This is a genomic window from Tenacibaculum sp. TC6 (assembly GCF_050606265.1).
GTDB lineage: Bacteria > Bacteroidota > Bacteroidia > Flavobacteriales > Flavobacteriaceae > Polaribacter.
Map to the genome: position 1 here is coordinate 14,462 of NZ_JBOCUK010000014.1, position 25,930 is coordinate 40,391.

General features: G+C 31.6%; 27 protein-coding genes. 10 read left to right on the forward strand and 17 right to left on the reverse strand.

Annotated elements, in window-relative coordinates:
- Positions 1-11 precede the first annotated feature (11 nt).
- The 3 genes from ACQY1Q_RS09450 to ACQY1Q_RS09460 form a co-directional block, all read right to left on the reverse strand.
- Positions 12-830 (reverse strand): M57 family metalloprotease, encoded by an 819-nt coding sequence (locus ACQY1Q_RS09450; protein ID WP_431005063.1) that lies wholly within the window; start codon positions 828-830, stop codon positions 12-14.
- A gap of 337 nt (positions 831-1,167) precedes the next feature.
- Positions 1,168-2,058 carry a helix-turn-helix domain-containing protein gene (locus tag ACQY1Q_RS09455; RefSeq protein ID WP_431005064.1) on the reverse strand — a complete coding sequence of 297 codons (891 nt, stop codon included), beginning with the start codon at positions 2,056-2,058 and terminating at the stop codon, positions 1,168-1,170.
- A 536-nt stretch (positions 2,059-2,594) separates the two neighbouring features.
- On the reverse strand, positions 2,595-3,401 hold the full coding sequence (locus tag ACQY1Q_RS09460) for a hypothetical protein (protein ID WP_431005065.1): 807 nt from the start codon (positions 3,399-3,401) through the stop codon (positions 2,595-2,597).
- Between the two features lie 161 nt (positions 3,402-3,562).
- Between ACQY1Q_RS09460 and ACQY1Q_RS09465 the strand changes: the two genes are divergently transcribed.
- The gene (locus ACQY1Q_RS09465; RefSeq protein ID WP_431005066.1) at positions 3,563-3,943 is read left to right on the forward strand and encodes a DUF423 domain-containing protein; all 381 of its coding nucleotides are present in this window, start codon (positions 3,563-3,565) and stop codon (positions 3,941-3,943) included.
- A 50-nt stretch (positions 3,944-3,993) separates the two neighbouring features.
- On the opposite strand, the gene ACQY1Q_RS09470 is transcribed toward ACQY1Q_RS09465, so the two are convergent.
- The 9 genes from ACQY1Q_RS09470 to ACQY1Q_RS09510 form a co-directional block, all read right to left on the reverse strand.
- Positions 3,994-4,857 carry a hypothetical protein gene (locus ACQY1Q_RS09470; RefSeq protein ID WP_431005067.1) on the reverse strand — a complete coding sequence of 288 codons (864 nt, stop codon included), beginning with the start codon at positions 4,855-4,857 and terminating at the stop codon, positions 3,994-3,996.
- Positions 4,858-4,939: 82 nt separating this feature from the next.
- On the reverse strand, positions 4,940-5,185 hold the full coding sequence (locus tag ACQY1Q_RS09475) for a hypothetical protein (protein ID WP_431005068.1): 246 nt from the start codon (positions 5,183-5,185) through the stop codon (positions 4,940-4,942).
- A 747-nt stretch (positions 5,186-5,932) separates the two neighbouring features.
- On the reverse strand, positions 5,933-6,661 hold the full coding sequence (bla, locus tag ACQY1Q_RS09480; protein WP_431005069.1) for a subclass B1 metallo-beta-lactamase: 729 nt from the start codon (positions 6,659-6,661) through the stop codon (positions 5,933-5,935).
- Positions 6,662-6,787: 126 nt separating this feature from the next.
- Positions 6,788-8,491 carry an alkaline phosphatase D family protein gene (locus ACQY1Q_RS09485; RefSeq protein WP_431005070.1) on the reverse strand — a complete coding sequence of 568 codons (1,704 nt, stop codon included), beginning with the start codon at positions 8,489-8,491 and terminating at the stop codon, positions 6,788-6,790.
- A gap of 85 nt (positions 8,492-8,576) precedes the next feature.
- Positions 8,577-9,371: a TPM domain-containing protein gene (locus tag ACQY1Q_RS09490; protein WP_431005071.1), complete on the reverse strand. Its 795-nt coding sequence runs from the start codon at positions 9,369-9,371 to the stop codon at positions 8,577-8,579.
- Positions 9,372-9,809, reverse strand: a complete 438-nt coding sequence (locus ACQY1Q_RS09495) for a TPM domain-containing protein (protein ID WP_431005072.1) — start codon at positions 9,807-9,809, stop codon at positions 9,372-9,374. It abuts the gene before it with no gap.
- Between the two features lie 5 nt (positions 9,810-9,814).
- Positions 9,815-10,411, reverse strand: a complete 597-nt coding sequence (locus ACQY1Q_RS09500) for a LemA family protein (RefSeq protein WP_431005073.1) — start codon at positions 10,409-10,411, stop codon at positions 9,815-9,817.
- Between the two features lie 19 nt (positions 10,412-10,430).
- Entirely contained in the window at positions 10,431-10,760 is a 330-nt protein-coding gene (locus tag ACQY1Q_RS09505) for a MerR family transcriptional regulator (RefSeq protein WP_431005074.1), read from the reverse strand.
- Positions 10,761-10,769: 9 nt separating this feature from the next.
- The gene (locus ACQY1Q_RS09510) at positions 10,770-11,738 is read right to left on the reverse strand and encodes a M23 family metallopeptidase (protein ID WP_431005075.1); all 969 of its coding nucleotides are present in this window, start codon (positions 11,736-11,738) and stop codon (positions 10,770-10,772) included.
- A 154-nt stretch (positions 11,739-11,892) separates the two neighbouring features.
- On the opposite strand from ACQY1Q_RS09510, the gene alaS reads away from it, so the two are divergent.
- Both alaS and ACQY1Q_RS09520 read left to right on the forward strand, forming a co-directional pair.
- A complete protein-coding gene (gene alaS, locus ACQY1Q_RS09515) occupies positions 11,893-14,508 on the forward strand; it encodes an alanine--tRNA ligase (RefSeq protein ID WP_431005076.1) in 2,616 nt (871 codons plus the stop codon).
- A gap of 72 nt (positions 14,509-14,580) precedes the next feature.
- Positions 14,581-15,531 carry a GSCFA domain-containing protein gene (locus tag ACQY1Q_RS09520; protein ID WP_431005077.1) on the forward strand — a complete coding sequence of 317 codons (951 nt, stop codon included), beginning with the start codon at positions 14,581-14,583 and terminating at the stop codon, positions 15,529-15,531.
- On the opposite strand, the gene ACQY1Q_RS09525 is transcribed toward ACQY1Q_RS09520, so the two are convergent.
- The 3 genes from ACQY1Q_RS09525 to ACQY1Q_RS09535 form a co-directional block, all read right to left on the reverse strand.
- Positions 15,528-16,172, reverse strand: coding sequence for a porin family protein (locus ACQY1Q_RS09525; protein ID WP_431005078.1), 645 nt, complete (start codon positions 16,170-16,172; stop codon positions 15,528-15,530). The genes ACQY1Q_RS09520 and ACQY1Q_RS09525 overlap by 4 nt on opposite strands.
- 594 nt (positions 16,173-16,766) lie before the next feature.
- Positions 16,767-17,075 carry a rhodanese-like domain-containing protein gene (locus ACQY1Q_RS09530; RefSeq protein WP_431005079.1) on the reverse strand — a complete coding sequence of 103 codons (309 nt, stop codon included), beginning with the start codon at positions 17,073-17,075 and terminating at the stop codon, positions 16,767-16,769.
- A gap of 1 nt (position 17,076) precedes the next feature.
- Positions 17,077-18,834, reverse strand: coding sequence for an aromatic amino acid hydroxylase (locus ACQY1Q_RS09535; protein ID WP_431005080.1), 1,758 nt, complete (start codon positions 18,832-18,834; stop codon positions 17,077-17,079).
- Positions 18,835-18,950: 116 nt separating this feature from the next.
- Between ACQY1Q_RS09535 and ACQY1Q_RS09540 the strand changes: the two genes are divergently transcribed.
- Complete coding sequence (locus ACQY1Q_RS09540; protein ID WP_431005081.1) at positions 18,951-19,733, forward strand: M48 family metalloprotease; 783 nt, start codon at positions 18,951-18,953, stop codon at positions 19,731-19,733.
- 58 nt (positions 19,734-19,791) lie between these two features.
- Here ACQY1Q_RS09540 and ACQY1Q_RS09545 read toward each other — a convergent pair whose 3' ends face one another.
- Positions 19,792-20,298, reverse strand: coding sequence for a hypothetical protein (locus ACQY1Q_RS09545; RefSeq protein ID WP_431005082.1), 507 nt, complete (start codon positions 20,296-20,298; stop codon positions 19,792-19,794).
- Positions 20,299-20,469: 171 nt separating this feature from the next.
- Between ACQY1Q_RS09545 and ACQY1Q_RS09550 the strand changes: the two genes are divergently transcribed.
- The 6 genes from ACQY1Q_RS09550 (at position 20,470) to ACQY1Q_RS09575 (ending at position 24,814) form a co-directional block, all read left to right on the forward strand.
- Complete coding sequence (locus ACQY1Q_RS09550; protein ID WP_431005083.1) at positions 20,470-20,742, forward strand: hypothetical protein; 273 nt, start codon at positions 20,470-20,472, stop codon at positions 20,740-20,742.
- A gap of 72 nt (positions 20,743-20,814) precedes the next feature.
- Positions 20,815-21,084: a hypothetical protein gene (locus ACQY1Q_RS09555; protein WP_431005084.1), complete on the forward strand. Its 270-nt coding sequence runs from the start codon at positions 20,815-20,817 to the stop codon at positions 21,082-21,084.
- A 47-nt stretch (positions 21,085-21,131) separates the two neighbouring features.
- A complete protein-coding gene (gene gpmI, locus ACQY1Q_RS09560) occupies positions 21,132-22,649 on the forward strand; it encodes a 2,3-bisphosphoglycerate-independent phosphoglycerate mutase (RefSeq protein WP_431005085.1) in 1,518 nt (505 codons plus the stop codon).
- 13 nt (positions 22,650-22,662) lie between these two features.
- On the forward strand, positions 22,663-23,193 hold the full coding sequence (locus ACQY1Q_RS09565; RefSeq protein WP_431005086.1) for a thioredoxin domain-containing protein: 531 nt from the start codon (positions 22,663-22,665) through the stop codon (positions 23,191-23,193).
- A gap of 29 nt (positions 23,194-23,222) precedes the next feature.
- Positions 23,223-24,041 carry a type I methionyl aminopeptidase gene (gene map / locus ACQY1Q_RS09570; protein ID WP_431005087.1) on the forward strand — a complete coding sequence of 273 codons (819 nt, stop codon included), beginning with the start codon at positions 23,223-23,225 and terminating at the stop codon, positions 24,039-24,041.
- Positions 24,042-24,046: 5 nt separating this feature from the next.
- Complete coding sequence (locus tag ACQY1Q_RS09575) at positions 24,047-24,814, forward strand: class I SAM-dependent methyltransferase (RefSeq protein ID WP_431005088.1); 768 nt, start codon at positions 24,047-24,049, stop codon at positions 24,812-24,814.
- Positions 24,815-24,828: 14 nt separating this feature from the next.
- Here the strand turns inward: ACQY1Q_RS09575 and ACQY1Q_RS09580 are convergent, their stop codons facing one another.
- Complete coding sequence (locus tag ACQY1Q_RS09580) at positions 24,829-25,920, reverse strand: redoxin domain-containing protein (RefSeq protein ID WP_431005089.1); 1,092 nt, start codon at positions 25,918-25,920, stop codon at positions 24,829-24,831.
- Positions 25,921-25,930 lie beyond the last annotated feature (10 nt).

Here is a 25,930-nt window from a genome sequence, read left to right on the forward strand (position 1 = left end):
CAATATAAAACTTAGTATAAATATTCTAATGCGATAACATCATAGTTACTAAACACCCCATTTTCATTACCTGTTGGACAAGATATCATAACCGATGCTCTATCAATTCCTGTTGGCGTACCCGGAATGTGATATGCCCCATCTGAACCTTCTCCTTCATTACTACCGTCACATGATCTTCTAAACCAATCGGTATGACGTAGCCCTACACAGTGTCCCATTTCATGTGTAATTACATGGCTTGAATATACTACCCCATTTTGACTAACTCTAGGTCCAATTCTTGCCCATTTGTAGGCTCTACCATTTGAAGGAAATCCAGCTAATCCACCAGAACCAAGATCAGAACGTACATAAACTACTAAGTCAGCAGCTTGATAATTTGTACCAAAAGTTAAATTCATTTGTAATGATGAGTTTAATCGATTATAATTGGCTACAGCTCTTCTTAATCCTTCTCTGTTTGTATTATCCAAACCTTGACCTCCACCACCTGTATATCCTAATACATTAATGGTACGATTGCTACCTTCTACCAAATTTCTGGTTCTGTATTGTCTTCTCTGCGGAATAACATAATCATCAACCTCTTTTACAGGAATTGACAAATCTGTTCCGTTAAGAAAGTAATCTACAGTTTCACCATCTAGGTTTGTAATACTTTTAATACTTACATTTTTTGTATTAACCCCTAGGTCACGTAGTTTTGCTAATTGTTCTTTAGTGGGTTTGTTTTCTTCTTTAATATCTATTCCTTCGTTTTCATTTTGACAAGAAAAAAAGATACTAGTCATTGCTGCACTTAACAATAATACTTTAATTGATTTCATAAATGTTGATTTTTGTTTTTGTGAGTTATAGATTTTATCCTACACTCAATGCTATTAATACTAAAAGCATGCTTTTTGGTTTTGAGCTCACAACGAAGTTCGAAAAAAACAAACTATAAACAACTGATATTATGTTTATTAAAACAATTTAGATGTCTCAAATCATGATTTAAGACATGAATTTACCGATAAGAAAACTACAGTTTTAAACCATTAAACACAGAGAAAATCTACAAAACAGACTTTCTTTTTTTAAGTTAATTTGTGATGTGTGAAATACAAAAAATTAAGGAAGTTTCTATACAATCATTCCTAAAAACATGTTTTTAAAACACTTTTAGGAGATGCTTGCTATGTACTCTGATGGAGATGTACCTGTTATTTTTTTAAAATTTTTATAAAAAGAAGCTCTTGAATTATACCCCACTTCTGTGGCTAATGCTTCTATACTGTAGTTTTTATATTTATCAAGCGTAGCTATTCTTTTAAACTCATCTATTCTATACGTGTGCACAAAACTATTAAAGTTTGTTCCTTTCACCTGATTAATGGCATTAGAAATAGTTCTTGCTGGCAGATTAATTGTTTTAGCAAAGGTTTTTAAATCTATTGAAGAATCTAAGAAGATTTTTGCTTCTTTCATATGTTCTTCTACCATATTGAAATAGTGCTCTACTTCTTCTTTTGTATGCGTTTTTCTTTTTAAAGAACTTAATTTAGAAACATCCGTAAGGTTGTAAATATTAATCTGCACCAAACTAACAACAGTTATATAATATAATAAAATTAGAAATGTAGCAAGATCTATAACAGCAAGAGTATTACTATTAGTAAAAAGTAAATATCTGATATGCGAAAAAATATTGAATCCTATACATAGCACACAAAAAACTACAAGCCATGTTAGTTTTTTACACTTTGTATCTTTATAAAAATACGGTAAGAGTTTGTTATGTATTCTAGCTGCCTTCATTATTAAAATACAGATAAATATAATATAGGCAGATGCTATTAAGCCTCGTGTAATTACATAATACGATTTTTTTACTTCTCCTAAATAATTTGAATCGTATAATGCCAATACTGTTATTGCAAATTGAAACAAAAACTCTAAAATAGTAGGAATAAAAAAGATAAACTTATTTTTAAGTTTTATCCCTACCGTTTCAGCAGCATAAAAATAGAGAAATATAATATCTAATGTTACCAGATGTAATGGTGAATACACAAATAACAATGATTTAAATGTTACTGAAAAGACACCAGAAATAATTTGAAAAAACAAAACAAGAAAAAAGTACCCCAAAAAACGGTTTACATGGTGTTTTTTAGACTTGTAAAACAATAATATTAGTGCAATTATCAATGACTGCACCGCGCTAATTATCAATAAGTTTGTATTGAAATTCATAGTACTTGAGTAGCCTTTAATAATAACTTAGAAAATATCTAAAAATTTTATTAATTACTCAAAGTTATAAAATATCTTTTAAAATAAATTTACACTTGTTTATAAAAAAATAGTTTTCTTAAAATTGGATCATATTTAAATTTCAATGTTTTTTATAAGCTATGATTACTTTCTATAAACAACATGTAGAAATCTTGAAAATGTTTGAGGTAAAGAAAACAGAAATGGGGTACTGCCTTTAAAAGTTATAAAGCATGTTTAATCCGACCCGTATAATAAAACTAACTAAAAACAGATTTATAAGGTTTTATTCTATAATTGGTGATAGATAAGAGTATGTGAACTCAAGTTATTTAGCATCCTTTTACTAAATAATCATTAAAACCATTGGTTAGTAAGAACTCTTTCCAGTAAGGGATTTCTTTAGTTTTTAACGCGTCATACTCAGCATCATAAATAGCAGTTAACTCTTCTTTAGGCTCTTCATACCATCCTTCATCTGTTTCATCATAAACATATTCAAGTAAACCTAAATCAGCATCAAGCTCTTGTAATAAGTAATGTTTTATGTTTCCTCCCTTAATAATTGTATTACGACCATGTACTAATAAAATTGGATTATCTGTATTAGTAGGTTCGCTTATAGCAAAAGTATTAAGATTTATAGGAATTAATTTAGGGGCGTTGTTAAACCAAGTTGAAAAAATATGCTGTTTATCTTCATTACTTTCCGGTTTTTCTCCCCAAGAATCTAACCAAACAGTATTGTTTACAACCTCTTCCTCTAAAAGATTAAATGGTTTATTTAAGTGTTGAGTAATTTCTTCTTCTTCAGCATACCAATTATAAAATAAGGAAACTTCCTTAGGTACTAAAAGTCCTTTTTCGTTCAGAGTTCCGTCAAAAATTGTTTGCTTCCGATCAATTGTGTGTAGAATTTTTAGAAATTTTTTATGGTGATCTGTAAATTTAATTTGGTGTTTAGTCTCAACAGCTTCAATTTCTTCGTCCGTCATTCCTATCCATTTGGCACCACGAACCCAATCATCACATACAAATTCTGAAGAATTTTCATCTGAATCGGCATTCCAAAATGCCTCAGTTCTTTCTTTTACCCAATGCAAAAACTCTGTATAATCTTGCGGAATTATTAAACTCATTTTTAAAAATAAACTCTTCCTTTTATTGATATGAATGCAAATGTAAACATAAATATGCCATTCCTAAAGTTAAAGTTTTAGCGTTTTTATTACAGCTCTTTTTATAGCAATTCTTAACTGATAGTTAATTTTTGTTTCTTTGCATTGTAAAAAACAAAACCATGTCACAAATCCTTTTATTTTTTGGTGCTATTTACGGTATGTTAGCGGTTATTTTTGGTGCTTTTGGCGCACATGCTTTAAAGAAAGTACTTACAGAAGAACAATTAAAATCGTTTGAAACAGGAGTTAAATACCAAATGTATCATGCCTTAGTACTTCTTATTATTGGTTTTAATATACCTCAACCAAGTGCTTTATTAGGATGGAGTTTTATGTTAGGGATTTTTATGTTTTCATTTAGCATTTATGGTTTGGTATTGTCTGATGTTAAAGGTAAAAAGCTTCGTTTTTTAGGACCAGTAACTCCGTTGGGAGGACTTTTATTAATTATCGGTTGGGCACTTTTACTATATACAATAAGTCAAACAGTTCATGGGTAATTGAAAACTTTGATAAACTCCTAAAATCTTACCGATTTTCTTTTGTAATTTTATTCATTCATTTTTAATGAAAATTCATACAAATTCCCTCCCATTCCGTGGGATTTTTCATCAGTTATATACACTGTGTGATTGTCTTTAAAAGTAATCCCCTCTTTTTGTGAAGTATGATTTAATTCATAACGGGAACAATTTCCGTTAAAAAAATTATCTCCTGTAAAATTACTGAATACAAACACTGTATTGTGGTTTAACAAAGCTATTTTATTTTTATCGGGTGATATACTAGCCGCAGTAATCCAACAACTTGAATCATTATTACAGGTTTCAAATTCACTTACATACTCAGCTTTGTAACTCCCTGCCTTTGCAGGTATTCTATACAACGTTGTTTTTCCATAAGCGTCTTTTACCCTACTCTTCGTAAAAATATATAGATTGTTTTTATAGTATAAAATAGATTCTGCGTCAAAAAAACGATCTTTCTTTTTTGGAGGATACTTCGTTTGATTGGGGTATAAAAAATTAATTTTCTCAACAGGTACTTCTCCGTTAGTTAAAAGGTACTGATGGGCTATTTTATATATTACTAAATTTTTACGTTTGTTATCATTATTTCCAAAATCGGCAACATATAAATTCCCTTGTTCATCAGAAGTTATATCTTCCCAATCGTTGTTTTTAACCTCAATTGCTAGTTTTCGTACTATGTTTCCTTGTGTAGTTACTCCGTATATCTCTGCATTATTTCCACTATCATTATGCATCCATAAAATATCCGACCCTTGTATTTTTTCAATACCGGAAACTTCTTCTAAAATATCAGGTAGATCGGCTATTTTTTTTAGCTGACCATAACGGGTACAACTACAACATAGTATGCTACTAAAAAAAAGGAATAGTAAATTTTTCAACTAAGTTAATTTATGATGAATAAAGGTAGTAAAATGTTTATAGAATTATTTTGTCTTTTTCTTTTGAATAAAGATTTTTTATCTACTCCTCCTCATCTGAAGTAAACTCTGTAACAATACAATAAAACACAAAAGATTCAATATCTGAAGGACAATTATTAGCAGCTTTAATAATATGCATATCTCCTTCTTTTTTCCATTCTACCAACTCTCTAACGGTAAGGGTTCCTAAGTTGTAATGGTTGTGATGTATATACCGTTCTATATGCTGTAGTATTTTTTGTAATTTTCTTTTAAATACTCTTGCTTCTTTAACATCAAATGTCATTCTCTTTTTATTAGCTTTTCTTTTGTTGACTACAACCTGCTATATATGGAAGAGTATAGCAGGCGTAGTTCTATGGACAATTAAAATTTCCCCTAAATAATTGTACTCTACTAATATAATTTAATAGATTCTATTTTTTTTACGGACTTCCGTAATATGGGTAATTTTTAAATAACTTTTTATTTATTTTAGTTTAAAATGACTTAAATGTCATAGTAAACACAGACTTTTAGCAACTCAATATTTTTTTATTTTTTTAACATTCTCAGGTTTGGTTGTTCTTTCAATAACTCCTACATTGCAGTCAGCTATGGAAAGTTAATCCCACTATACTTTCTACCTATTTTAATTAACTAAAAGAATTGCAGCATTAGCTCAAAACAATATATTCATGGTAGTAACTACCAATGCTACCCACAGAAATACTCTAACGAGTAGTTTTTTATTTTATGTAAGTTTGGTTAGGAACCTCACAGTCTATAGGCTGTGAGGTTATCTTAAAAAAGAAACCACAACACCTTACAGGCTGTGGCTTCATGTTTGTAGCATTAGTGTACACTACGTTTGGTTATTTTTAAAATAAGTTTGGTTTACTAATCTTTAAAATCTCTGATTAAAATTAAGAAAGTACAACATATCACGATTAGAAAAATTCCTAAGCGATTCATTATACATCATAAGCGTATTTTACTATACTTTCTTTATCCGTAAACAAAGTACGCTTTTTTTATATATTACAATTAAAAATTATTGTTTAAATAATTGAATAGTATAGGTTAACAAATCTGTATTCCCTTCATTTCCATGACCGGGAATTACCCAAACAGCTTCATTATATTTTTCTTTAACTTTTGCTACTGTTGATGACCATTCATTTGTATTTGCATCAGCTAAGTTTCCTTTATTTGCTTGAAGTGCTTTTACCAAACATCCTCCAAACAATACTTTATCTGTAGCATAATACACTACTAGATTGTCTTTTGTGTGTCCTTCTCCTAAAAACTCACAAGTTATTTTGTTTTTCCCTATAGGTAATTCAATATAATTACCAAATTGATGAGTTGGTTGTTGTTCTTTAAGCAAGTCTATAGTTTTCTTCCCAGCATAAGATGAGATTTTCTTTTCATGAAATGTTGTTATGCCTCCTAAACAATCTTCATGAAAATGTGTTGGTACTACAGCTTTTACGATAGATTTTGTTTCTTGCTCTATCCAATTAATCAATTCTTTTGACACTTCATTATCTACCGGGGTATCTACAACAATTGCTTCATTATTATCAATTACCACCATTCCGTTACAAGCAACTTTACCCCACTTTTCTGTAGGTAGGTAAGATATGTGTATGTACGTATTTTCTGTTAACTTTTTAATTTTTAAGGTATCCGTACTATATATTTCTCCTTTTTCTTTTTTACAACCAATTGTAATTATTCCAACTAATAAAATGTAAATAGCGCTCAAATAGTTTCTCATGATTTGTTTTTCACAAATATAGATAACTCATAAAAATTCTTCTGATATATATGTTTAGTTTCTTTACTTACTAAAAAAAGCCACTGAGAGTTTCAGTGGCTTATGACAACAAATAAAAGACAACGCTTAAAGCGTTACTGTTTTTCCTATACTATTTGTATATAATTTGTTAGTAACTGTATCTACATAATTCCATTCTGAAATAACAGAACCTTGAGTAATTGTTAGTTTAACAAATCCTCGTTGTGAAAGGTTACAGTATTGTAAATCGTTAATTAATAATTGCAATGCTTGTTCTAACTCTGCAGATGAGCTTCCTAAATATTTTTCTAACCCTGGTGAAGATACAGAACTGGCAGCTATTTCTACTCCTACTTGTGTTTTTGAGTTATCAGTTAAATTACTTTGCCATGCGTTATGAGTATCACCTGCTAATACAATTACATTTTTATTTTTGAAGCTTGCAAAAACTCGTTCTCTTTCCATAAAATAACCATCCCAAGCATCTAAATTATAAGGTAAGACGGTAGTTACTCTAGCTATTTCTTGTTGAGTTAATGTTGGGTCGCTTTGTAATACTCTTGATTTTATTGTTACCAACTCTGTTAACGTAGTTTTAAACAAGCTAAATGTAGCTGCGCTTGCTGACCCTGTTGCTGCTACCTCCGCTAATATTTTTGCTAAAATTGGTAATAATTCTGCCGGCATAAGCATTTTTCCCATAAGTACTTGTTGTCCTATTACCTGCCATTTTCCTGTACTTGTTGCTAATTGCCCTTCTAACCATGTTTTTTGAGTTGCTCCTAACAACGTTCTTTCCGGGTTTAACCATGCTTGTTGAAAAGCCGCTGAATCAAATGTACCGCTTGCATTGTAAAAATCAGCATATTCTAACTGTTTATCTCTACCAATAATACGAGTATCTAACATAATCAAATCTACCAAACTCCCTATTTTTAGGTTTCTGTAAATAATTGAATGATCTACTAAATTGGTTGTATTAGGCAAATATTCGCTGTAAGCTTTTAAAGCATTTTGCTTTCTAATTTCAAAGCTTCCTTCGTTTTCCTGATGATTTTGGGCACCGTCTTTATAAGTATCATTACTCACTTCATGATCATCCCAAACACAAATAAATGGTTTTACCCTATGAAGTTCTTTTAACTGTTCGTCTGAGCGATATTGTTTATAACGAGTTCTATACTCATCTAATGCTATAATTTCACCTTTAGGTTCAGGTGTTCTAAAAGAACCGTATGTATTTTCACCATATTCATAAATATAATCTCCTAAATGCACTACAACATCTGCATTAGATTTTTTGATTTCTTCATATACATTAAAATATCCATAAGCATAATTAGCACAAGAGGTAACGGCTAACTTTACTTCATTTATATTTTCTTCAAATGTTAATGTTTCTCCTGTAGGTGAAGTGGTTTTATCCGCAATATTTATAAATCTATAGTATAATTTTTGACCTGCTTCTAAATCTTTTATTTCAATAGCAACTGTATAATCTCTTGAAGCATCTGTATTTACTTTGGATTGACGAACAATTTCTTTAAAATCAACATCTTTTGCCAACTGCCAAAGTAATGTAGCTATCGGTTTTTGTGTAACATAGCGTGTCCAGATAATTACTTGAGTATTGGTAGGATCAAAACTTGCCACTCCTTGGTCAAAGTTTTTCTCTTCTAAATTATCAGGAATAGGTTGTACAATAATTTTATCATCAATACAACTTATAAAATTAGGAGCTAACAGTAATCCTCCGGTTGCTAGTAATGAGTTCTTTAAAAAGTTTCTTCTTTTGATATTAGTTTTCATGTATGAGGGAAATTTAATCTCCGCATAAGTACACTTTCTACGTTGCTATAACGTTAACTAACTTTTAAAAAAACATACGAACCGTTTACCAGCCACCAGTGGCTCCACCACCACCAAAACCGCCGCCGCCGAAACCGCCGCCGAAACCTCCTGAAGATCCGCCGCCGCCGAAACCACCGCTACCAAAACCTCCTCTTCCGGAATTACTTAATATAATGGTATCAAAAATATCTCGTGTATCAGAACGGTAACCTCTGCCTCCACCTCGGTTGTTTCTGTTGCTATTAGAGATTATAATAAAAAAGATAATAAGTATAATGATAAATATGATAAAGCCCGGATCAAAACCTTCTTTTGATTTTTTTCGAGTTCCTTTGTATTCACCTTTTAAAACTTTAAAAATAGCTTCAACACCACTATCTAAACCGGCATAGAAATTTCCTTTTTTAAAGTACGGAAGAATATTATACTCTATAATTTGTCGTGAAGTGTAATCTGTTAGTAAATGCTCTACTCCATATCCTGTTCTAATCGTTATTTTCCTGTCGTTTTTAGCTAACAACACAAAAACACCATTATCTTCTTTTTCTTGACCTATACCCCAGGCGTGCGCCCAGTTTGTAGCTAAATACCCTATTTCTTCTCCTTCAGTAGAGTTGATAATAGCAACTACAATTTGGGTAGATGTAGTATCTGAATACTTAATTAGTTTTTCTTCCAGTTTTGTTTTTTCTCCTGGAGAAAGCAGACCTATATAGTCATAAACACTGGTTTGAAAATCCGGTTTTTTGGGTATTTCAAATTCCTGAGCGAATAATACCTGTGTAAAAAAAACGGCAAGTAAAAGTGCAAGAATATGAGTAGTTTTTTTCAGTTTCATTTAGCCTTTTGATATTTCATTAGACAATTCATCTTCATCGTTTATCTGCCAAGGAAAGTGAGCTTTTAATTCTTCACCTGCTTTTAAAACACCCTTAATAATTCCTTGTTTAAAATTGCCTTGTTTAAATTGCTCTTGCATTACATTTTTAGTAGCATCCCAAAAATTTTCAGGAACTACCTTATTAATACCCTCATCTCCATAAATCACAAATTTATGGTCTTCAACAGCTACATATATAAGCACAGCATTTTGTTGTTGGGTATTAAACATTTTTAGCATTTGAAATACTTCCAGTGCTCTTTGGTAATGAGGTAATAAAGTAGTTGCCTCTAAATGTACCCTAATTTCACCGGAAGTATTTAACTCTGCCTGTCTAATAGCTAAAACAATTTCCTGTTCTTCTTCTGCAGAAAGGAAGTCTTCAACTTTAGACATATAACTTAGAATTTAAAATCTACATTAGGTGCTTTTTCAGCTCCCGGATCTGACTTGAAACGAGCCATTTCTTCAAAACCAAACCACCCGGCGAGTATAGAACCAGGGAATACTTTTATGTGTTTATTGTATTTATTAACACCTTCATTAAAGCGGTCACGTGCCACGTTAATTCTATTTTCAGTTCCTTCTAACTGGCTTTGCAATTCTAAAAAGTTTTGATTTGCCTTTAAGTCAGGATAACGTTCTACCGACACTAATAACCTAGATAAAGCGCCACTTAATCCAGCTTGTGCTTCTTGGAATTTAGCCATGCTTTCCGGAGTTAAATCAGCAGCACTAACTGTAGTTTGCGTTGCTTTAGCTCTGGCATTGATAACCTCAGTTAAAGTACTTTTTTCAAAATCAGCAGCTCCTTGTACTGTTTTAACTAAGTTACCTATTAAGTCATTTCTTCTTTGGTATGAACTTTCCACTTTTGACCATTCTGTTTTAGCATCTTCCTGAAGTGTTACTGCGGTATTATTAAATCCTACAGCCCATCTGTAAAGTCCAAAAGCTACTACCACAACAATAATTAAAGGCACTAACCATTTTTTCATAATTTTTGATTTTTTGTATTTATAATTGATTTTTAATTTTAATAAGCTCAGCTTTTACAGCTTCTAATCTACTAATTATTTCGTGATTGCTCACTACTTTATCCGGATTTTTCTTTAGTTTTTGCTTAGCTCCGTCTAAGGTAAATCCTCTTTCTTTTACTAAGTTGTAAATCAGTTTAAAATTTTCTACATCTTCTTTAGTAAACAAGCGATTTCCTTTAGCATTTTTCTTAGGTTTAATTACCTCAAACTCCTTTTCCCAAAAACGTATTAGAGAAGTATTGACGCCAAAAGCCTCAGCTACTTCTCCAATTTTATAATATCTTTTTTCAGGTAAATCTGCGTACATTGTTAGGTATTAATCGTACGATTGTCCTTTTTGCTGAGAAGCTTTTTGCATCGCAATAAATTCCTCAGGAGTTAAATCACCATAGTAATAATAAATAGGATTTACAGGTCTGTCATTCTTATGCACTTCATAATGTAAATGCGGTGCTGCAGAACGCCCGGTATTCCCTACATAACCTATTAAATCGCCTCTATTAACTTTTTGTCCTTTTTTAGCCACAATTTTACTCATATGTGCATAAATAGTTTTATACCCATAACCGTGCTCTATATACACTACATTTCCAAAAGTGGCACTTCTGGTTGCTTTGATAACTTTTCCGTTACCCGAAGCAAAAATAGGAGTTCCGGTTGGCGCTGTAAAATCCATTCCATTATGCATACGCCACGATTTTAATATAGGATGTAATCGCATACCATACCCGGAAGCCATTCGGGTTAAATCTTCATTTTTTACAGGTTGAATTGCCGGAATAGATGCCAGCATTTTTTCTTTTTCTTTTGCCAACGCTACAATTTCATCTAATGATTTTGATTGCACTACCATTTGTTTTGACAATACATCTAATTGCTTAGTAACATTTTTAATCATATTACTATTTTCAAAACCATCAAGGTGTTTGTATCTGTTTACTCCTCCAAATCCGGCTTTACGCTGTTCATCTGCTATCGGAGCCGCTTCAAAATAGGTTCTGTATATACTATTGTCTCTATCTTGTAATTCAGACAATACTTTTGAACTTTCTTCCATTCGTTTTGATAGAAGTTCGTAATGCAGTTTTAAATTTTCTAATTCTCTTTTTTGCGCCCTTTCTTTAGGAGTTAATAAAAACTGACTAAACCCTATAAAACCTAAAAAAGCAATTAAGAAAGCTCCAGTTGTTACTAAAAAAGCTTTTTTATACTTTTCTCCGGTTCTACTCTCTATTTTCCTGTAGGAGAGGGTGTCGGGATCATAATAATATTTTACTTTCGCCATAATGCTAAATATACTATTTTTGTGCTCTTTAAATGAGCAACTTTAGTTAAGGGGTTATTGTTTGGTAACCCACAAATTTACAAAATGTTTTAAAACTTCTTTTTTTAAGGGTAGTTTTAGTTAAAAATTAACAAATTAAGATATCTGGAGTGATATGAAATCACAAGAAATAAGAGCTAAATTTTTAGATTTTTTTAAGTCAAAACAACATGATATAGTGCCATCGGCACCAATGGTGTTAAAGAATGATCCTACTTTAATGTTTACAAATTCGGGGATGGCTCCGTTTAAGGAATTCTTTTTAGGAAACGCCACACCAAAAAACAGTAGAATTGCCGATTCTCAAAAATGTTTACGTGTTTCAGGTAAACACAATGATTTGGAAGAAGTAGGTTATGATACATATCACCATACCATGTTTGAGATGTTAGGAAACTGGAGTTTTGGTGATTATTTTAAGAAAGAAGCTATTCATTGGGCTTGGGAATTACTTACCGAAGTTTATAAAATAGATAAAGATATTTTATATGTAACCGTTTTTGAAGGTGATGAGAATGACGGTACTAAAATGGATCAAGAAGCTTATAATCTTTGGAAAGAAATTATTGCTGAAGACCGAATTTTACTAGGAAATAAAAAAGATAACTTCTGGGAAATGGGAGAACAAGGTCCTTGTGGTCCTTGTTCGGAAATTCATGTTGACATTCGTTCTGCTGAAGAAAAGGCTAAGATAGACGGAAAGTCATTAGTGAATGCTGATCATCCTCAGGTTGTAGAAATATGGAACTTAGTATTCATGCAGTATAACCGTAAAGCAAACGGTTCATTAGAAGAACTTCCTTCTAAACATATCGACACCGGTATGGGATTTGAACGTTTATGTATGGTACTGCAAGGAGTTCAATCTAACTACGATACGGATGTTTTTACTCCGTTAATCAGAGAAATTGAAACCATTACCAATGCTAAATATGGAAAAGATGAAAAGGTAGATATTGCCATTCGTGTAATTGCCGATCACGTTCGTGCTGTAGCCTTTGCTATTGCTGACGGACAGTTACCTAGCAATAACGGAGCAGGTTACGTAATTCGTAGAATTTTACGTAGAGCTATCCGTTACGGCTTTACATTTTTAGATCAAAAAGAGCCTTTTATATACAAACTGGCTGAAACTTTATCTCATCAAATGGGAGATGCTTTCCCTGAAATCAGAAAGCAAGATTCTTTAGTACATAATGTAATTAAAGAAGAAGAAGCTTCTTTCTTACGTACTTTAGATCAAGGTTTATTACTGTTAGACAAAGTAGTTGAAGAAACTTCAGGTAAAGAAATATCAGGAGCTAAAGCTTTTGAATTATATGACACTTATGGTTTTCCATTAGATTTAACACAATTAATTGCTCGTGAAAAAGGATATACCATTAATGAAACTGAATTTGATGCCGGAATGCAGGCTCAAAAAGAACGTTCTCGTGCCGCTTCTGCCAGTGAAACCAGTGATTGGATTGTTCTTATTGAAGATGAATCTGAAGAATTTATTGGATATGATACACTTTCTGCAGACGTTAGGCTAACTCGCTATAGAAAAGTTACCACTAAAAAAGATGGTGATCAGTATCAATTAGTATTTAACATGACTCCGTTTTATCCGGAAGGAGGAGGTCAGGTTGGAGACAATGGTTATTTAGAAGCTCCAAACGGAGATATTATTTATATACTGGATACTAAAAAGGAAAATAACGTAATTATTCATTTTACTAAAAACCTCCCAAAAAACTTAAACGATACATTTAAGGCTGTGGTAAATGAAGATTTCAGAAAATTATCAGCCAGCAACCATTCTGCTACTCACCTGTTACACCAAGCATTACGCACAATATTAGGAGACCATGTAGAACAAAAAGGCTCTTTAGTAAGTCCTAAATATTTACGTTTTGACTTTTCTCATTTTTCTAAAGTAGATTATGATCAGTTACAGGAAATTGAAGAATTTGTAAATGCTCGTATCCGAGAAAACCTTCCTTTACAAGAAAAGAGAAATATTCCTATGCAGCAAGCTATTGACGAAGGTGCTATTGCTTTGTTTGGTGAAAAATACGGAGATAGTGTTCGCGCCATACGATTTGGTAAATCTATGGAATTATGTGGTGGTACCCATGTGCAACAAACAGGAGATATTTGGTATTTTAAAATAAAATCTGAAGGTGCTGTTGCTGCGGGAATTCGTCGTATTGAAGCGATTACTAATTTAGCAGTAGGTGAATATTTTGAAGATATTGAACGTGATTACAGCGCTATAAAACAATTATTAAAAAACCCTAAAGATATTACTAAATCAATTAGTGTTTTACAAGATGAAAATACTGATTTAAAAAAGCAAATTGAGCAGTTATTAAAAGATAAGGCTAAAAACTTAAAAGGCGATATTAAAAATCAGTTACAAGAAATTAACGGAGTTCATTTTTTAGCTACTGAAATAGATTTAGACCCTAACAGTATTAAAAACTTATCCTTTGAATTAGGAAGTGAAATAAACAATTTATTTTTATTGTTTGCTACTGCTCCTTCAAAAGAAAAAGCCATGCTTACCTGCTATATTTCTAAAGAATTAGCTAATGAAAGAGGTTATGATGCCGGAAAGGTGGTTAGAGAATTAGGTAAATACATTCACGGTGGCGGTGGTGGACAAAACTTTTTTGCTACTGCTGGTGGTAAAAACCCTGGAGGTATTCCTAAAGTTTTAGAAAAAGCCGTAACATACATAAGTTAACAATAATTATAGAAAAGTATTATTTTTTAAGGTGGAAGAGTTTTCTTTCACCTTTTTATTTAACTTCACATAATGATTTTACAAACTCAAATACCGTTATCTTCTCAACAATACCATCAGATTACTTATCAATCTAAATTAGTATTACTAGGGTCTTGTTTTTCCGAAAATATCGGTCATAAACTTTCGTATTATAAATTTCAATCTTCTCAAAATCCATTAGGTATACTATTTCAACCTAAAGCTATTGAAAACCTGATTACACATAGTATCAATAAAAAGGATTACACCGAAAAAGATATTTTTTTTTATAATGAACGCTGGCATTGCTTTGATGCACATTCTGCGTTAAGTTGTGAAAATAGTGAAGATTTATTAACTCAATTAAATACTTCTTTAACGGCTTCTCTTGAGCAACTAACACAAGCTACTCATGTTATTATTACCTTAGGAACTTCATGGGTATATAGACATATTGAAACCGATACTATTGTAGCCAATTGTCATAAGGTTCCTCAAAAAAAGTTTTTAAAAGAATTATTATCTGTTGATGAAATTAGTGAGAGCTTAGAAGCTATCAACGCTTTATTAAAATCGATTAACAGTAATGTGGCCATTATTTACACCGTTTCTCCGGTTAGACATTTAAAAGATGGTTTTATTGAAAACCAAAGAAGTAAAGCGCATTTGCTTAGTGCTATACATGCAATAGCCAATACCAGAAAAGCTGTTTATTATTTTCCTTCTTATGAAATTATGATGGATGAATTACGTGATTACCGCTTTTATACTGAAGATATGATTCATCCCAACCTTACAGCTATTAATTATATTTGGGAAAAATTTATACATGTTTGGATTGATAATACTGTTCACCCAACCATGCAAGAAGTAGAGACTATTCAAAAAGGTCTTTTACACCGACCTTTTAATCCGAATTCAGAACAGCACCAAGTATTTCTTAAAAATCTTGAGTTAAAAATAAAAACGCTTTCTACAGCCTTTCCTTTTATTCAATTTTAGATTTTAAATTTACATCCCATTAAAAAACCTAAAGAATTGGTTTTTGTATAATCGAAATGAGCTTCACTCTCTATATTTTTAATCCCCAAGTGATTCCTTATCTCGAGAAAAAAACTCGCATATTCGCTTAAATAAAACATTTTACCTACTCCTAAAGATACTCCTGAATCTAATACTGAAAAATATTGCGACAAATCATTACTCCACTCTCTATTATTAGTCCTTTCCCTAGCTTTTAGAAAAAAAGAAACAAATATTCCACCTTTCACATAAAAAGGACTTTTTTTACTAAAATCATATTGAACAGTCAATGGAATAGTAACAAATTCATACAAATCATAAACTCTAAAACTTTTATAGGTTTGATTATTAAATATAAACTCTGGCGAAAAAACACTTACTCGTTTTCGTTCATAATTAATTTCTGTCTGTAATGAAAACTTATCATTAAGATAAATATTAGTATTCAGTCCATAGAGATAATCAAATTCAGAATCATGCTCAGAAACCTCATCGTTCTCAAATCTTAACGAAGAATAATTCACACCTCCGTGAACACCAATTATAATTTTCTTTTGACTATACATTGTTGAGGACAAGAGTAATCCAAAAACAAGAAAAAGTTGGTTGATAAGTTTCATAGCTTTCTTTTTATAATCTGATTACAAAATAAATTAAATTTTATATCACATACAATATATTTAAGAAATATTACATGAATTAAGAATATAAAATCTAATTCTTAGAAAATCATAGTTTATTCCAATAAACATTTTACTTACTCAATTTTACCTTATTTACTTTTTAAATTCTAAATATTTAGAGCATAAAATCAACCCATTAAACAACTTTCTTAAGCAAATTAAAATGAAAAATATAGAATCAACCATTTATTCTACCACAGTAAAAATCCCAATCAATAATTCTATTATTTTTTTTAACTGATTTCGATTGTGAATTGACTTTTGTAAAAATAGATAAAAAAATGGAAGCGTAATTACTAGTGAAACTTATAAGCTAACAATACTAATCGACTTAAAAGCACTAAATATGATTTCTGAGGAGGTACTTACTTTTCTATTAAGGTAATATTATAGCATATTTTGTACAAGATATATGGAAAAACTACTTTATTTAGAACTTGGAATATAGCAATTACTTAAAAATAAACTAGTTTATCTATTCCTAATAAGAAAAGAGATTCAAAAACATCTCTTTTCTTATTTTTTAATATCTTACAAGTATTGATCTACATTTTGCCATGGTCCTCCATTAATAATATCAATCCCATGATTAGCTAAAAAACCAGTTGCCTGACCACTTCTTCCACCACTTCTGCAAACTGCAATTACAGGTTTTCCCCATGATTTAATTTCTTCTACATTTTGTGGAATGGTATCTAATACAATATGTTTAGCTCCTTCAGAATGACCTTCATTCCACTCCGGTAATGTTCTTACATCTAATACTATTGCTCCTTTTTCTAAGTATTCTTTAATTTCGTTACTCATATTGTTTTTTCTAAATAAATTAAATAATCCCATTTTATGCTTGTTGGTAATTTTCCAGCAAATGTAATCCGTTTTCAATTAACGTTTTGTAGCTTTTGTTACTTTTAAGTGTCTCCAAATGTTTTGCCAGTTCTGTTTTTACTACATAATCATTATCTATTGATAACTCAAGTAACTCTAAAGATAACAACCAATCATTTTTAAACTTATTTTGTAATTGCTTAAAAACTTTCTGAACTTTAGATTCAGAAACCGTACCATTTTCTCTCATTTCTCTAACTTCAGCATATAAACTATACAACTCTTTATCTGATGTTGAATAGTTAATCTTATGAGTTTTAGTTTCTGAAACTTTCCCTATATCTCCAAAAGAAGTAACATCTGCCGGTCCGGCAAAAGCAGAAATAACCTCTACACCAACCGCCATATCATAAACTCCCCAATCCGGGTGAAATAATGTTTTTTCTCCGTGAGTTACCGTACAATTTTTAAAAGAAATCAATAATATTTTACCTTTTAAATCTCGTGTTCCGGTAATTACTTCTCCTTCCACTCTAATATCTCCTTCAAATTCTAACACTACTTGTTTTCCTTCATAAATACCGTAAGCTTCTAAATCTCTCGGACTCATATTTTCAATAGGAATATTAATTCCTTTTAATTTTCCTATCGGACTTCCGAACCCTTCAGCATGATAATTAATTCCATGACCAATGAGTTCTTTATCTCTACTCGCTAAAGCTGTTGGTCCGGTAGTTTGTATGTATATAGGACGGTTTTTCTCATCAGAAATTACATTGGTAAAAATACCTGAAATTTGAACGCCGGTACTTAACTCTATTGTTCCTAAATTATTAGATTCAATCAATTTTTGAACACCGTTTAATCCACCAGTACGTATAGCCATTTTATTGGCAAATTGCTCTAATACTAAACTTAAATGGGCAAAATCCGGAGTTACAAATAACTGAGGTTGTGGTTTTGTAATATCAAAACTTACGTTAGCGGCTTCAATAGTATATGGTATTTTTTTAACTTGTTCTTGCATACACCACTTGCTCTCTCCTATTGACGATAATAAACCGGCTCCGTAAATCTTAGGATCATCAACTGTTCCTATTAAACCATATTCAACAGTCCACCAATGTAAATTTCTTATTTGAGCCATTTCAGACAGCTCTCCTAAATTATTCTGCAACCATTCTACTTTCTCTTGCGCTTCGTTTATTTCTTGTTGAGTTGAATTAGGATCTTCTTTTAAGATAGACAACAAACGTATAGCTTCATACATTTCATAATCCTTAGCAGAAGAAATTGCTTTGGCTCCTATTTCACCAAAACGACGAAGGTATTCGGCATATTCAGGGTTAGCTATAATAGGTGCATGCCCGGCTGCTTCATGAATAATATCGGGTGCAGGCGTATATTCAATATGGTCAATAGTTCTCATATCAGAAGCAATAACCAATACATTATATGCTTGAAATTCCATAAAAGCATTTGGTGGAATAAATCCGTCAACAGAAACTGCTGCCCAACCTATTTCTTTTAAAATTCGGTTCATTCCCTCCATACGCGGAATACTTTCAATAGAAATTCCTGTTTTCTTTAATCCATCAACATATGAATTATGTGCCACTCTACTTAAATAGTCTACATTCATTCGCATCACATAACGCCATACTGCCTGATTTTGTGCTGTATATTCATTATATGGTTGTTTAACAATAAATTTATGTAAATGACTGGGTAATTTTTTAGTTACCTCATTCAATTCAAAGTGAGTCTCCATAAACTAAGGTATTTTAACTCTGTAAATTTAAGTTTTTTATAGTTCACAAAAAATTGATATTCGTTAAATTACTATATTTTGTACCTTTACCTATAACACAAAAAATCAAAAAACAAATGAGAAGAGGTAATTTAAAAGTTCGCTTGCTTATAGGCCTAGCTATAGTGGCTTTTGCTTATTTACGAAAATGTAGCCAGCAAACCGAAAATCCTTATACCGGAAAAACCCAATCTATTAGTTTAACGCCACAACAAGAAATAGCTATAGGCTTACAACAAGCTCCTTCTATGGCTCAACAACATGGAGGTTTATATCCTGATGACAGATATCAACAAGTTGTAGATCAGGTAGGTCAAAAATTAGTTACTAACAGTATAGCAAAACAATCCGGTTACCAATATGATTTTCATTTATTAAGAGATGAAAGAGCTATTAATGCTTTTGCGTTACCCGGAGGGCAAATTTTTATTACTTATGCTCTTTTTTCAAGACTAACTGATGGCAACGGACGACTCAGTGAAGACATGTTAGCCGGTGTGTTAGGTCATGAAATTGGGCATGTATTAGGAAAACACTCTAATGAAAGAATTACAGATGCTAATTTTTGGAAATTACTAACTATGGGAGCTTCTGTAGGTGCCGATTTAGGCGAACTGGCTAATGGTATAGGACAGCAAACTTTATTAAAAAACGGACGTGGTGATGAATTAGAAAGTGATGAATTAGGAGTTCGTTTAATGGTAGAAGCCGGTTATAATCCTAACTATTTAATAAACGTAATGGAAATTTTAAAAGCTGCTGCCGGTCCTAACCGAGTTCCGGAGTTTCAAAGCACACATCCTGATCCGGAAAATAGAATTGACAAAATTAAAACTGCTATTAAAAAGTATTATAAATAAAACAAAGCCATGCTGCACAGCATGGCTTTGTTTTATTTATGTGTATGAAATATTATTTTTATTTACCCTGAATTATATTATAGTTAATTCCAATTCCTACTGATGAAGGTGAAATTCCATCTGTAGACATTCCTTGGTAATATCCGTAAATATTCCACTCATCATCATGGTATCCTATTTCCGGTCTGTAATAAAATCCACCTGTTTCATTTCCTTCCGTAAAAAAACCATACCCTAAATCAGTTCCTAAAAAAAAGTTTTCTGTTGGATAAAATCTAAACAAACCTGCTAAAGGAATTATTCCAAAATCTGCATACTGAAATATTCCTTCCTCTTTACCAAAATAATGAGTATATCCGGATGAAACCCCTATTGCATAACTATCTGCATCTAAAAATTGATATTTTAAATCGAAACCTAACGAAAAAGAAGAGATATCTGAAGCATCACCTACAGGTAAACCTCCATGCACTCCCATTTTCAACCAATTAGTTCCTTCTCCAACCTGAGCATTACTCACTGTAACGCTTACCAATGCTATTATAAATAAAATTATTTTTTTCATGTTATTGATTTTTAATTACTCAGCAAAACTACCTGAACATAAAACGTTACATTAACTCATTACCAATAAATATTAGCTCTTATAATTTTTCTTCTTAATTAAACATTAGTAAAAATATAGTAGGTTTGTAATCATTAATTATATCTGATTACTAATAAAAAACGATACGCTATGAGTTTTGGATTTGGACCTGCATCTGACATGCATAAAACCGTTAAAAATTTACAAAGAAAAAGACCTAACACTCTAGAAAAAATTAAAGATCTTGATGCTAATCCTGCAGACAATAAATTAACCTTTTCAGAAAAAAAAGCCACACCTGAACAGTTAGAACAAATTCGATTAAAATTAAAACAAGAAAACAGAAAAAATCTTGTAATCAAACTAGCCATATTTACTCTTTTTCTAATACTATCTATTTATTTTATCGGTTTCTACAAATAACACGTATTTATTTCTTTGTAACATTTTTATTTTTCCAACTACTAATAACTATAAAATTAAAAATGTATAGCTATGGTGGGATTCGGAGGAGCGGTATCTGCAATGATTACCAGTTTAAAAAACAACAAGAGAGAAAGAAAAAACATATTTGATACTTTAGATGATAGACAAACAAAACATTCAGGCAAACTGTATTTTAAACAAAAAGCTACACCTGAACAATTAAACGAGATTCGATTAAAATTAAAGCGAGAAAACAACATTAATTTTTTACTCAATAGTGCACTTTTTATAATCACTTTAAGCTTAATACTCTTCTTAATCGGTTTCGTTATTTTTTAAAGAATCACCAAAAATCTTTAGTACTTTTACAGTCCAATTTTATCAAAATGAACAAGAAAGTAATTTTAATGATTCTAGATGGCTGGGGAATTACTCAAGATCCGAAAGTCTCAGCTATATATAATGCTAAAACTCCTTTTATTAATTCTTTGTACGACAAGTACCCAAATGCTGAATTACGTACTGATGGTGAACATGTAGGCTTACCTGAAGGTCAAATGGGAAACTCTGAGGTAGGACATATGAACCTAGGAGCCGGCAGGATTGTTTACCAAAATTTGGCTAAAATTAATAAAGCTGTAAAAAATGGTAGCTTAGCCAATGAATCTGAATTATTAAAAGCTTTTGAATATGCTAAAACTAACAACAAAAATGTTCATTTTTTAGGATTGGTTTCTAACGGAGGAATTCACTCTCATATTGATCATTTGAAAGGTTTGTTAACTGCTGCTAAAGAACATCATTTAGAAAATGTGTATTTACATGCTTTTACTGACGGTCGTGATTGTGACCCTAAGTCAGGGAAATTCTTCATCAATGATATAGAACAATTCATGCATAAAACCACCGGTAAATTAGCTACAATAATCGGTCGTTACTATGCAATGGACAGAGATAAACGTTGGGAAAGAGTTCAATTAGCCTATGACGCTTTGGTAAACGGAAAGGGAGCTTCGTCTAAAAACGCGGTAGATAGTATTCAAGAAAGTTATGATAACAATGTAACTGATGAATTTATCAAGCCTATTATTATGACTAACGACAAAGAGCAACCTGTTACAACTATTCAACCGGATGATGTAGTGATCTTTTTCAACTTCAGAACCGATAGAGGTCGTCAATTAACTGATGTTTTAAGCCAACAAGATTTCCCTGATTATCACATGAGAAAACTACCATTGTACTTTGTTACATTAACAAATTATGATGATAGTTTTAAACATATAAAAGTTATTTACGATAATAAAAATATTGAAAACACTTTAGGGGAAGTCTTAGAAAAAGCTGGTAAACAACAAATCAGAATTGCTGAAACTGAGAAATACCCGCACGTTACTTTCTTTTTTTCCGGAGGAAGAGAAACCGAATTTAAAGGTGAAAAAAGAATTTTATGTCCTTCTCCTAAAGTAGCTACTTACGATTTACAACCGGAAATGAGTGCATATGACATAAGAGATGCCATTGTTCCTGAATTAAATAAAGGCGACGTAGATTTTGTATGTTTGAATTTTGCTAATGGTGATATGGTTGGACACACCGGTGTTTTTGAAGCCGCAGTTAAAGCTTGTGAAGCGGTTGATATCTGTGTAAAAGATGTAGTTACTGCTGCTTTAAATAATAATTACACCACTATTCTAATTGCAGATCATGGTAACTGTGAAACAATGATAAATCCGGATGGCACACCACATACAGCCCATACCACCAATCCAGTTCCTATAATTTTAATTGACAAAGACCTTAAAACAATAAAAAATGGTATTTTAGGAGATATTGCCCCAACCATTTTACAACTTATGGGCGTTGAACAACCTAAAGAAATGACACAACATTCTTTAGTTTAAAAAAAACAAACCAATGAAAAAAATTCTTTTTACCACATTTATCCTTTTTATGATTAGTTGCGCTTCAGTTAAAAAATTTCCTGCCACAAAAGATTCAGAAGGAAATTTAATAGGTGTTGCTACTAAAAAAGATTTCCAACAAGAACCATACGGTAGCGAATGGTTTAATGACTTTTACTCCTATTATGAAATAGATAATGGAGTAGCTGAACAATTACAACAACACTTACAAGGAGTTAAAATTAAAGGCTTTATGGGTACTTGGTGTGATGACAGCAAACGAGAAATTCCTAATTTCTATAAACTTTTAGATAAGGCCAATTTTGATACGTCTAATTTAGAATTGATTACTGTTGACAGAGACAAAAAAGCTAAAGGACTTGAAAAAGGGTTTAATATTGAAAGAGTACCTACATTTATTTTTTACAAAGATGGGAAAGAAATAGGTCGCTTCGTAGAGCATCCACTTGACAACTCTACTATTGAATCAGATATCTTAACCATAATTTCAGGTAAACCATATAAACATCCATATCAAAAATAACCGTAAATTTGCCCCTCAATATTTTCACCATGATTAAGCCAAAAACTAGAGAAGAAATAGAAATCATGCGCGAAAGCGCTTTAATTGTATCAAAAACATTAGGAATGTTAGCCAAGGAAGTTAAACCTGGAGTAACTACCTTATTTCTTGATAAACTTGCTGAAGAATTTATTCGTGAACAAGGAGCTGTCCCCGGATTTTTAGGCTTATATGATTTCCCTAACACCTTATGCATGAGCCCTAACTCACAAGTTGTTCATGGAATTCCTAATAACACCCCTCTTCAAGAAGGTGATATTATTTCTATTGATTGTGGTGCTTTAAAAAATGATTTTTACGGTGATCATGCTTACACTTTTGCTGTGGGTGAAATAGCTCCTGAAACACAAAAATTATTAGACATTACCAAAGAAAGTTTATACGTAGGTATTAGAGAGTTTAAAGTAGGAAACAGAGTTGGTGATGTTGGTTTTGCTATTCAGAATTTCACTGAAAAACACGGTTATGGAGTGGTAAGAGAATTAGTTGGTCATGGTTTAGGACGTAAAATGCACGAAGATCCGGAAATGCCAAACTACGGAAGCAGAGGGCGCGGGAAGAAATTTGTAGAAGGAATGGTAGTTGCCATTGAACCTATGACAAATTTAGGAACGCATAAGATTCGTCAGCATAAAGATGGTTGGACTATCACTACTTTAGACGATAAACCTAGTGCTCACTTTGAACATGATGTTGCCATTGTTGATGGAAAACCAGAATTACTTTCTACTTTTAAGTATATACATGAAGCTTTAGGTATTGAAAGCAACGAAGAAGATGAATTCAGACAACAACCTTTAGTTATATAATAAAAGTGTCGTTTTTTAAAACTGTTTTAAATACTATACCCAGACCTTTTTTAATCAAAGCCAGTTATTGGGTTCGTCCAATAATTGCTTGGTGGTTAAAAGGTGATAATTATACCGATCCTATTGACGGAAGATCTTTTAAAAAATTTCTTCCGTACGGATACGGAAAACAACGAGAAAATGCGCTTTCTCCTTCAACTCTTTCTTTAGAAAGACACCGATTACTGTGGTTGTATTTAAAAAACGAAACTTCTTTTTTTTCTTTAGAAAATCCTCTAAAAGTTTTACATATTGCTCCTGAACAATGTTTTTTAGATATTTTTAGAAAGCAGCAAAACTTAGATTATATTACCTCAGATCTTGAATCTCCCATAGCAGATGTTAAAGCTGATATTTGTGACCTTCCTTTTGAAAATGAAGCATTTGATGTTGTTTTTTGCAATCATGTTTTAGAACATATCCCAAATGATACTAAGGCTATGCAAGAACTATTCAGAGTCTTAAAAAAAGGAGGAATGGGTATTTTTCAAATACCGCAAGATACCACAAGAACAACTACTTTTGAAGACAACTCTATTACCGATCCAAAGGAACGAGCTAAAATATTTGGACAATACGATCATGTAAGAGTTTACGGACTTGATTATTTTGACAAACTTCGTTCTATTGGATTTAAAGTTGAGGAAGTTTGTTATGCAAAAAAAATCGCTCCGGAATTGGTAGAGCGATATGCATTGGCTAAAGAAGAAATTTTACCGGTTTGTTATAAATAATTTGATATTACATATTATTTTTCTTTTAAAGCTACTATAATTTCTTCTTCCAAATTGTCTTCATAATTAATTCTTTTAATAATCCTTCCGTCTTTTCCTATGATGAAAGAAGTAGGTATTTCATTTACATTATAAGCTCTTGCCACAGAGTTATCATTCATTCCTTTTAAATTAGAAATATTAACCCATTTAATAGCTAACTCTTTACTTAATTTTTCCCATGCACTTTTTTCTTTATCAAATGAAAAACTAACAATTTCAACCTCTTTACCATATTTTTCATACAACTTCGGAAACTCGTTTTTCATTTGTTTCACACATGGCGGGCACCAAGCAGCCCAAAAATCTAAAACAATTACTTTTCCTTTAAAATTGGATAATTTAACAGTTTCTCCGTTTAAATTTTGCCCTTCAATATCAATCATCATATTTCCTACGGATAATGGTTTGATTTCTATATATTCTTTTAAAAGTTTTCCTTTCGGTGATTCTTTTAGGTTTTCAGTTAACTTATCATAATATTGTTTTACCTGTTCTTTGGTAAGAACAGTTTTCATCTCATTTATTTTTGATACCGAAAAATAATTATTGGGGTTTTCCATGCAAAATTCCAATGAAGTTGTCACTATATCATCGGTATACTTTTCAAATTCCTTTTTATCAATTAAACTATCCTTAAATTTTTGATATGCCTCTTTTTGCTTTTTATAGATAGGCTGCATAACTTGATTGTATTTACCAATAACAGCACTAATACTTTTACTTTTTACTGATGGATTAAATCCTCCTTGACTACTAATAATATCTTTCTGAGTGGTTTTAAAAACAATATCACCTTTTTCCACCCACAGGTCAATCATATTAACCTCCTTTTTATTCTTTAAGACAATCCGCCCGAAAAATGGGAATTTTAAAGAGTCTGAAAATTGCAATTTCCCTTTTTCTATTAATACGGAATCGATTACCTTAAACTCGTCGATATTAAGAAGCACAGCCATAGTCCCATCCTCTATTCCATCAATTGTTCCTTTTAAAATAAAATTTTTACTTACTTCTTTTTGACATGCCATAATTAATAAAATAATTACCCAAACAATTTTTTTCATCACTTTAATT

Coding starts and splice junctions, on each gene's coding strand:
- ACQY1Q_RS09465 (WP_431005066.1), top strand. CDS start 3,563: ATGTCACAAATCCTTTTATTTTTTGGTGCTATTTACGGTATGTTAGCG.
- ACQY1Q_RS09565 (WP_431005086.1), top strand. CDS start 22,663: ATGAAAAAAATTCTTTTTACCACATTTATCCTTTTTATGATTAGTTGC.
- ACQY1Q_RS09525 (WP_431005078.1), bottom strand. CDS start 16,172: ATGAAACTTATCAACCAACTTTTTCTTGTTTTTGGATTACTCTTGTCC.
- ACQY1Q_RS09555 (WP_431005084.1), top strand. CDS start 20,815: ATGGTGGGATTCGGAGGAGCGGTATCTGCAATGATTACCAGTTTAAAA.
- map (WP_431005087.1), top strand. CDS start 23,223: ATGATTAAGCCAAAAACTAGAGAAGAAATAGAAATCATGCGCGAAAGC.
- bla (WP_431005069.1), bottom strand. CDS start 6,661: ATGAGAAACTATTTGAGCGCTATTTACATTTTATTAGTTGGAATAATT.
- ACQY1Q_RS09475 (WP_431005068.1), bottom strand. CDS start 5,185: ATGACATTTGATGTTAAAGAAGCAAGAGTATTTAAAAGAAAATTACAA.
- ACQY1Q_RS09510 (WP_431005075.1), bottom strand. CDS start 11,738: ATGGCGAAAGTAAAATATTATTATGATCCCGACACCCTCTCCTACAGG.
- ACQY1Q_RS09490 (WP_431005071.1), bottom strand. CDS start 9,371: ATGAAACTGAAAAAAACTACTCATATTCTTGCACTTTTACTTGCCGTT.
- ACQY1Q_RS09495 (WP_431005072.1), bottom strand. CDS start 9,809: ATGTCTAAAGTTGAAGACTTCCTTTCTGCAGAAGAAGAACAGGAAATT.
- ACQY1Q_RS09535 (WP_431005080.1), bottom strand. CDS start 18,834: ATGGAGACTCACTTTGAATTGAATGAGGTAACTAAAAAATTACCCAGT.
- alaS (WP_431005076.1), top strand. CDS start 11,893: ATGAAATCACAAGAAATAAGAGCTAAATTTTTAGATTTTTTTAAGTCA.
- ACQY1Q_RS09485 (WP_431005070.1), bottom strand. CDS start 8,491: ATGAAAACTAATATCAAAAGAAGAAACTTTTTAAAGAACTCATTACTA.
- ACQY1Q_RS09505 (WP_431005074.1), bottom strand. CDS start 10,760: ATGTACGCAGATTTACCTGAAAAAAGATATTATAAAATTGGAGAAGTA.
- ACQY1Q_RS09520 (WP_431005077.1), top strand. CDS start 14,581: ATGATTTTACAAACTCAAATACCGTTATCTTCTCAACAATACCATCAG.
- ACQY1Q_RS09550 (WP_431005083.1), top strand. CDS start 20,470: ATGAGTTTTGGATTTGGACCTGCATCTGACATGCATAAAACCGTTAAA.
- ACQY1Q_RS09545 (WP_431005082.1), bottom strand. CDS start 20,298: ATGAAAAAAATAATTTTATTTATAATAGCATTGGTAAGCGTTACAGTG.
- ACQY1Q_RS09460 (WP_431005065.1), bottom strand. CDS start 3,401: ATGAGTTTAATAATTCCGCAAGATTATACAGAGTTTTTGCATTGGGTA.
- ACQY1Q_RS09500 (WP_431005073.1), bottom strand. CDS start 10,411: ATGAAAAAATGGTTAGTGCCTTTAATTATTGTTGTGGTAGTAGCTTTT.
- ACQY1Q_RS09450 (WP_431005063.1), bottom strand. CDS start 830: ATGAAATCAATTAAAGTATTATTGTTAAGTGCAGCAATGACTAGTATC.
- gpmI (WP_431005085.1), top strand. CDS start 21,132: ATGAACAAGAAAGTAATTTTAATGATTCTAGATGGCTGGGGAATTACT.
- ACQY1Q_RS09540 (WP_431005081.1), top strand. CDS start 18,951: ATGAGAAGAGGTAATTTAAAAGTTCGCTTGCTTATAGGCCTAGCTATA.
- ACQY1Q_RS09580 (WP_431005089.1), bottom strand. CDS start 25,920: ATGAAAAAAATTGTTTGGGTAATTATTTTATTAATTATGGCATGTCAA.
- ACQY1Q_RS09530 (WP_431005079.1), bottom strand. CDS start 17,075: ATGGGATTATTTAATTTATTTAGAAAAAACAATATGAGTAACGAAATT.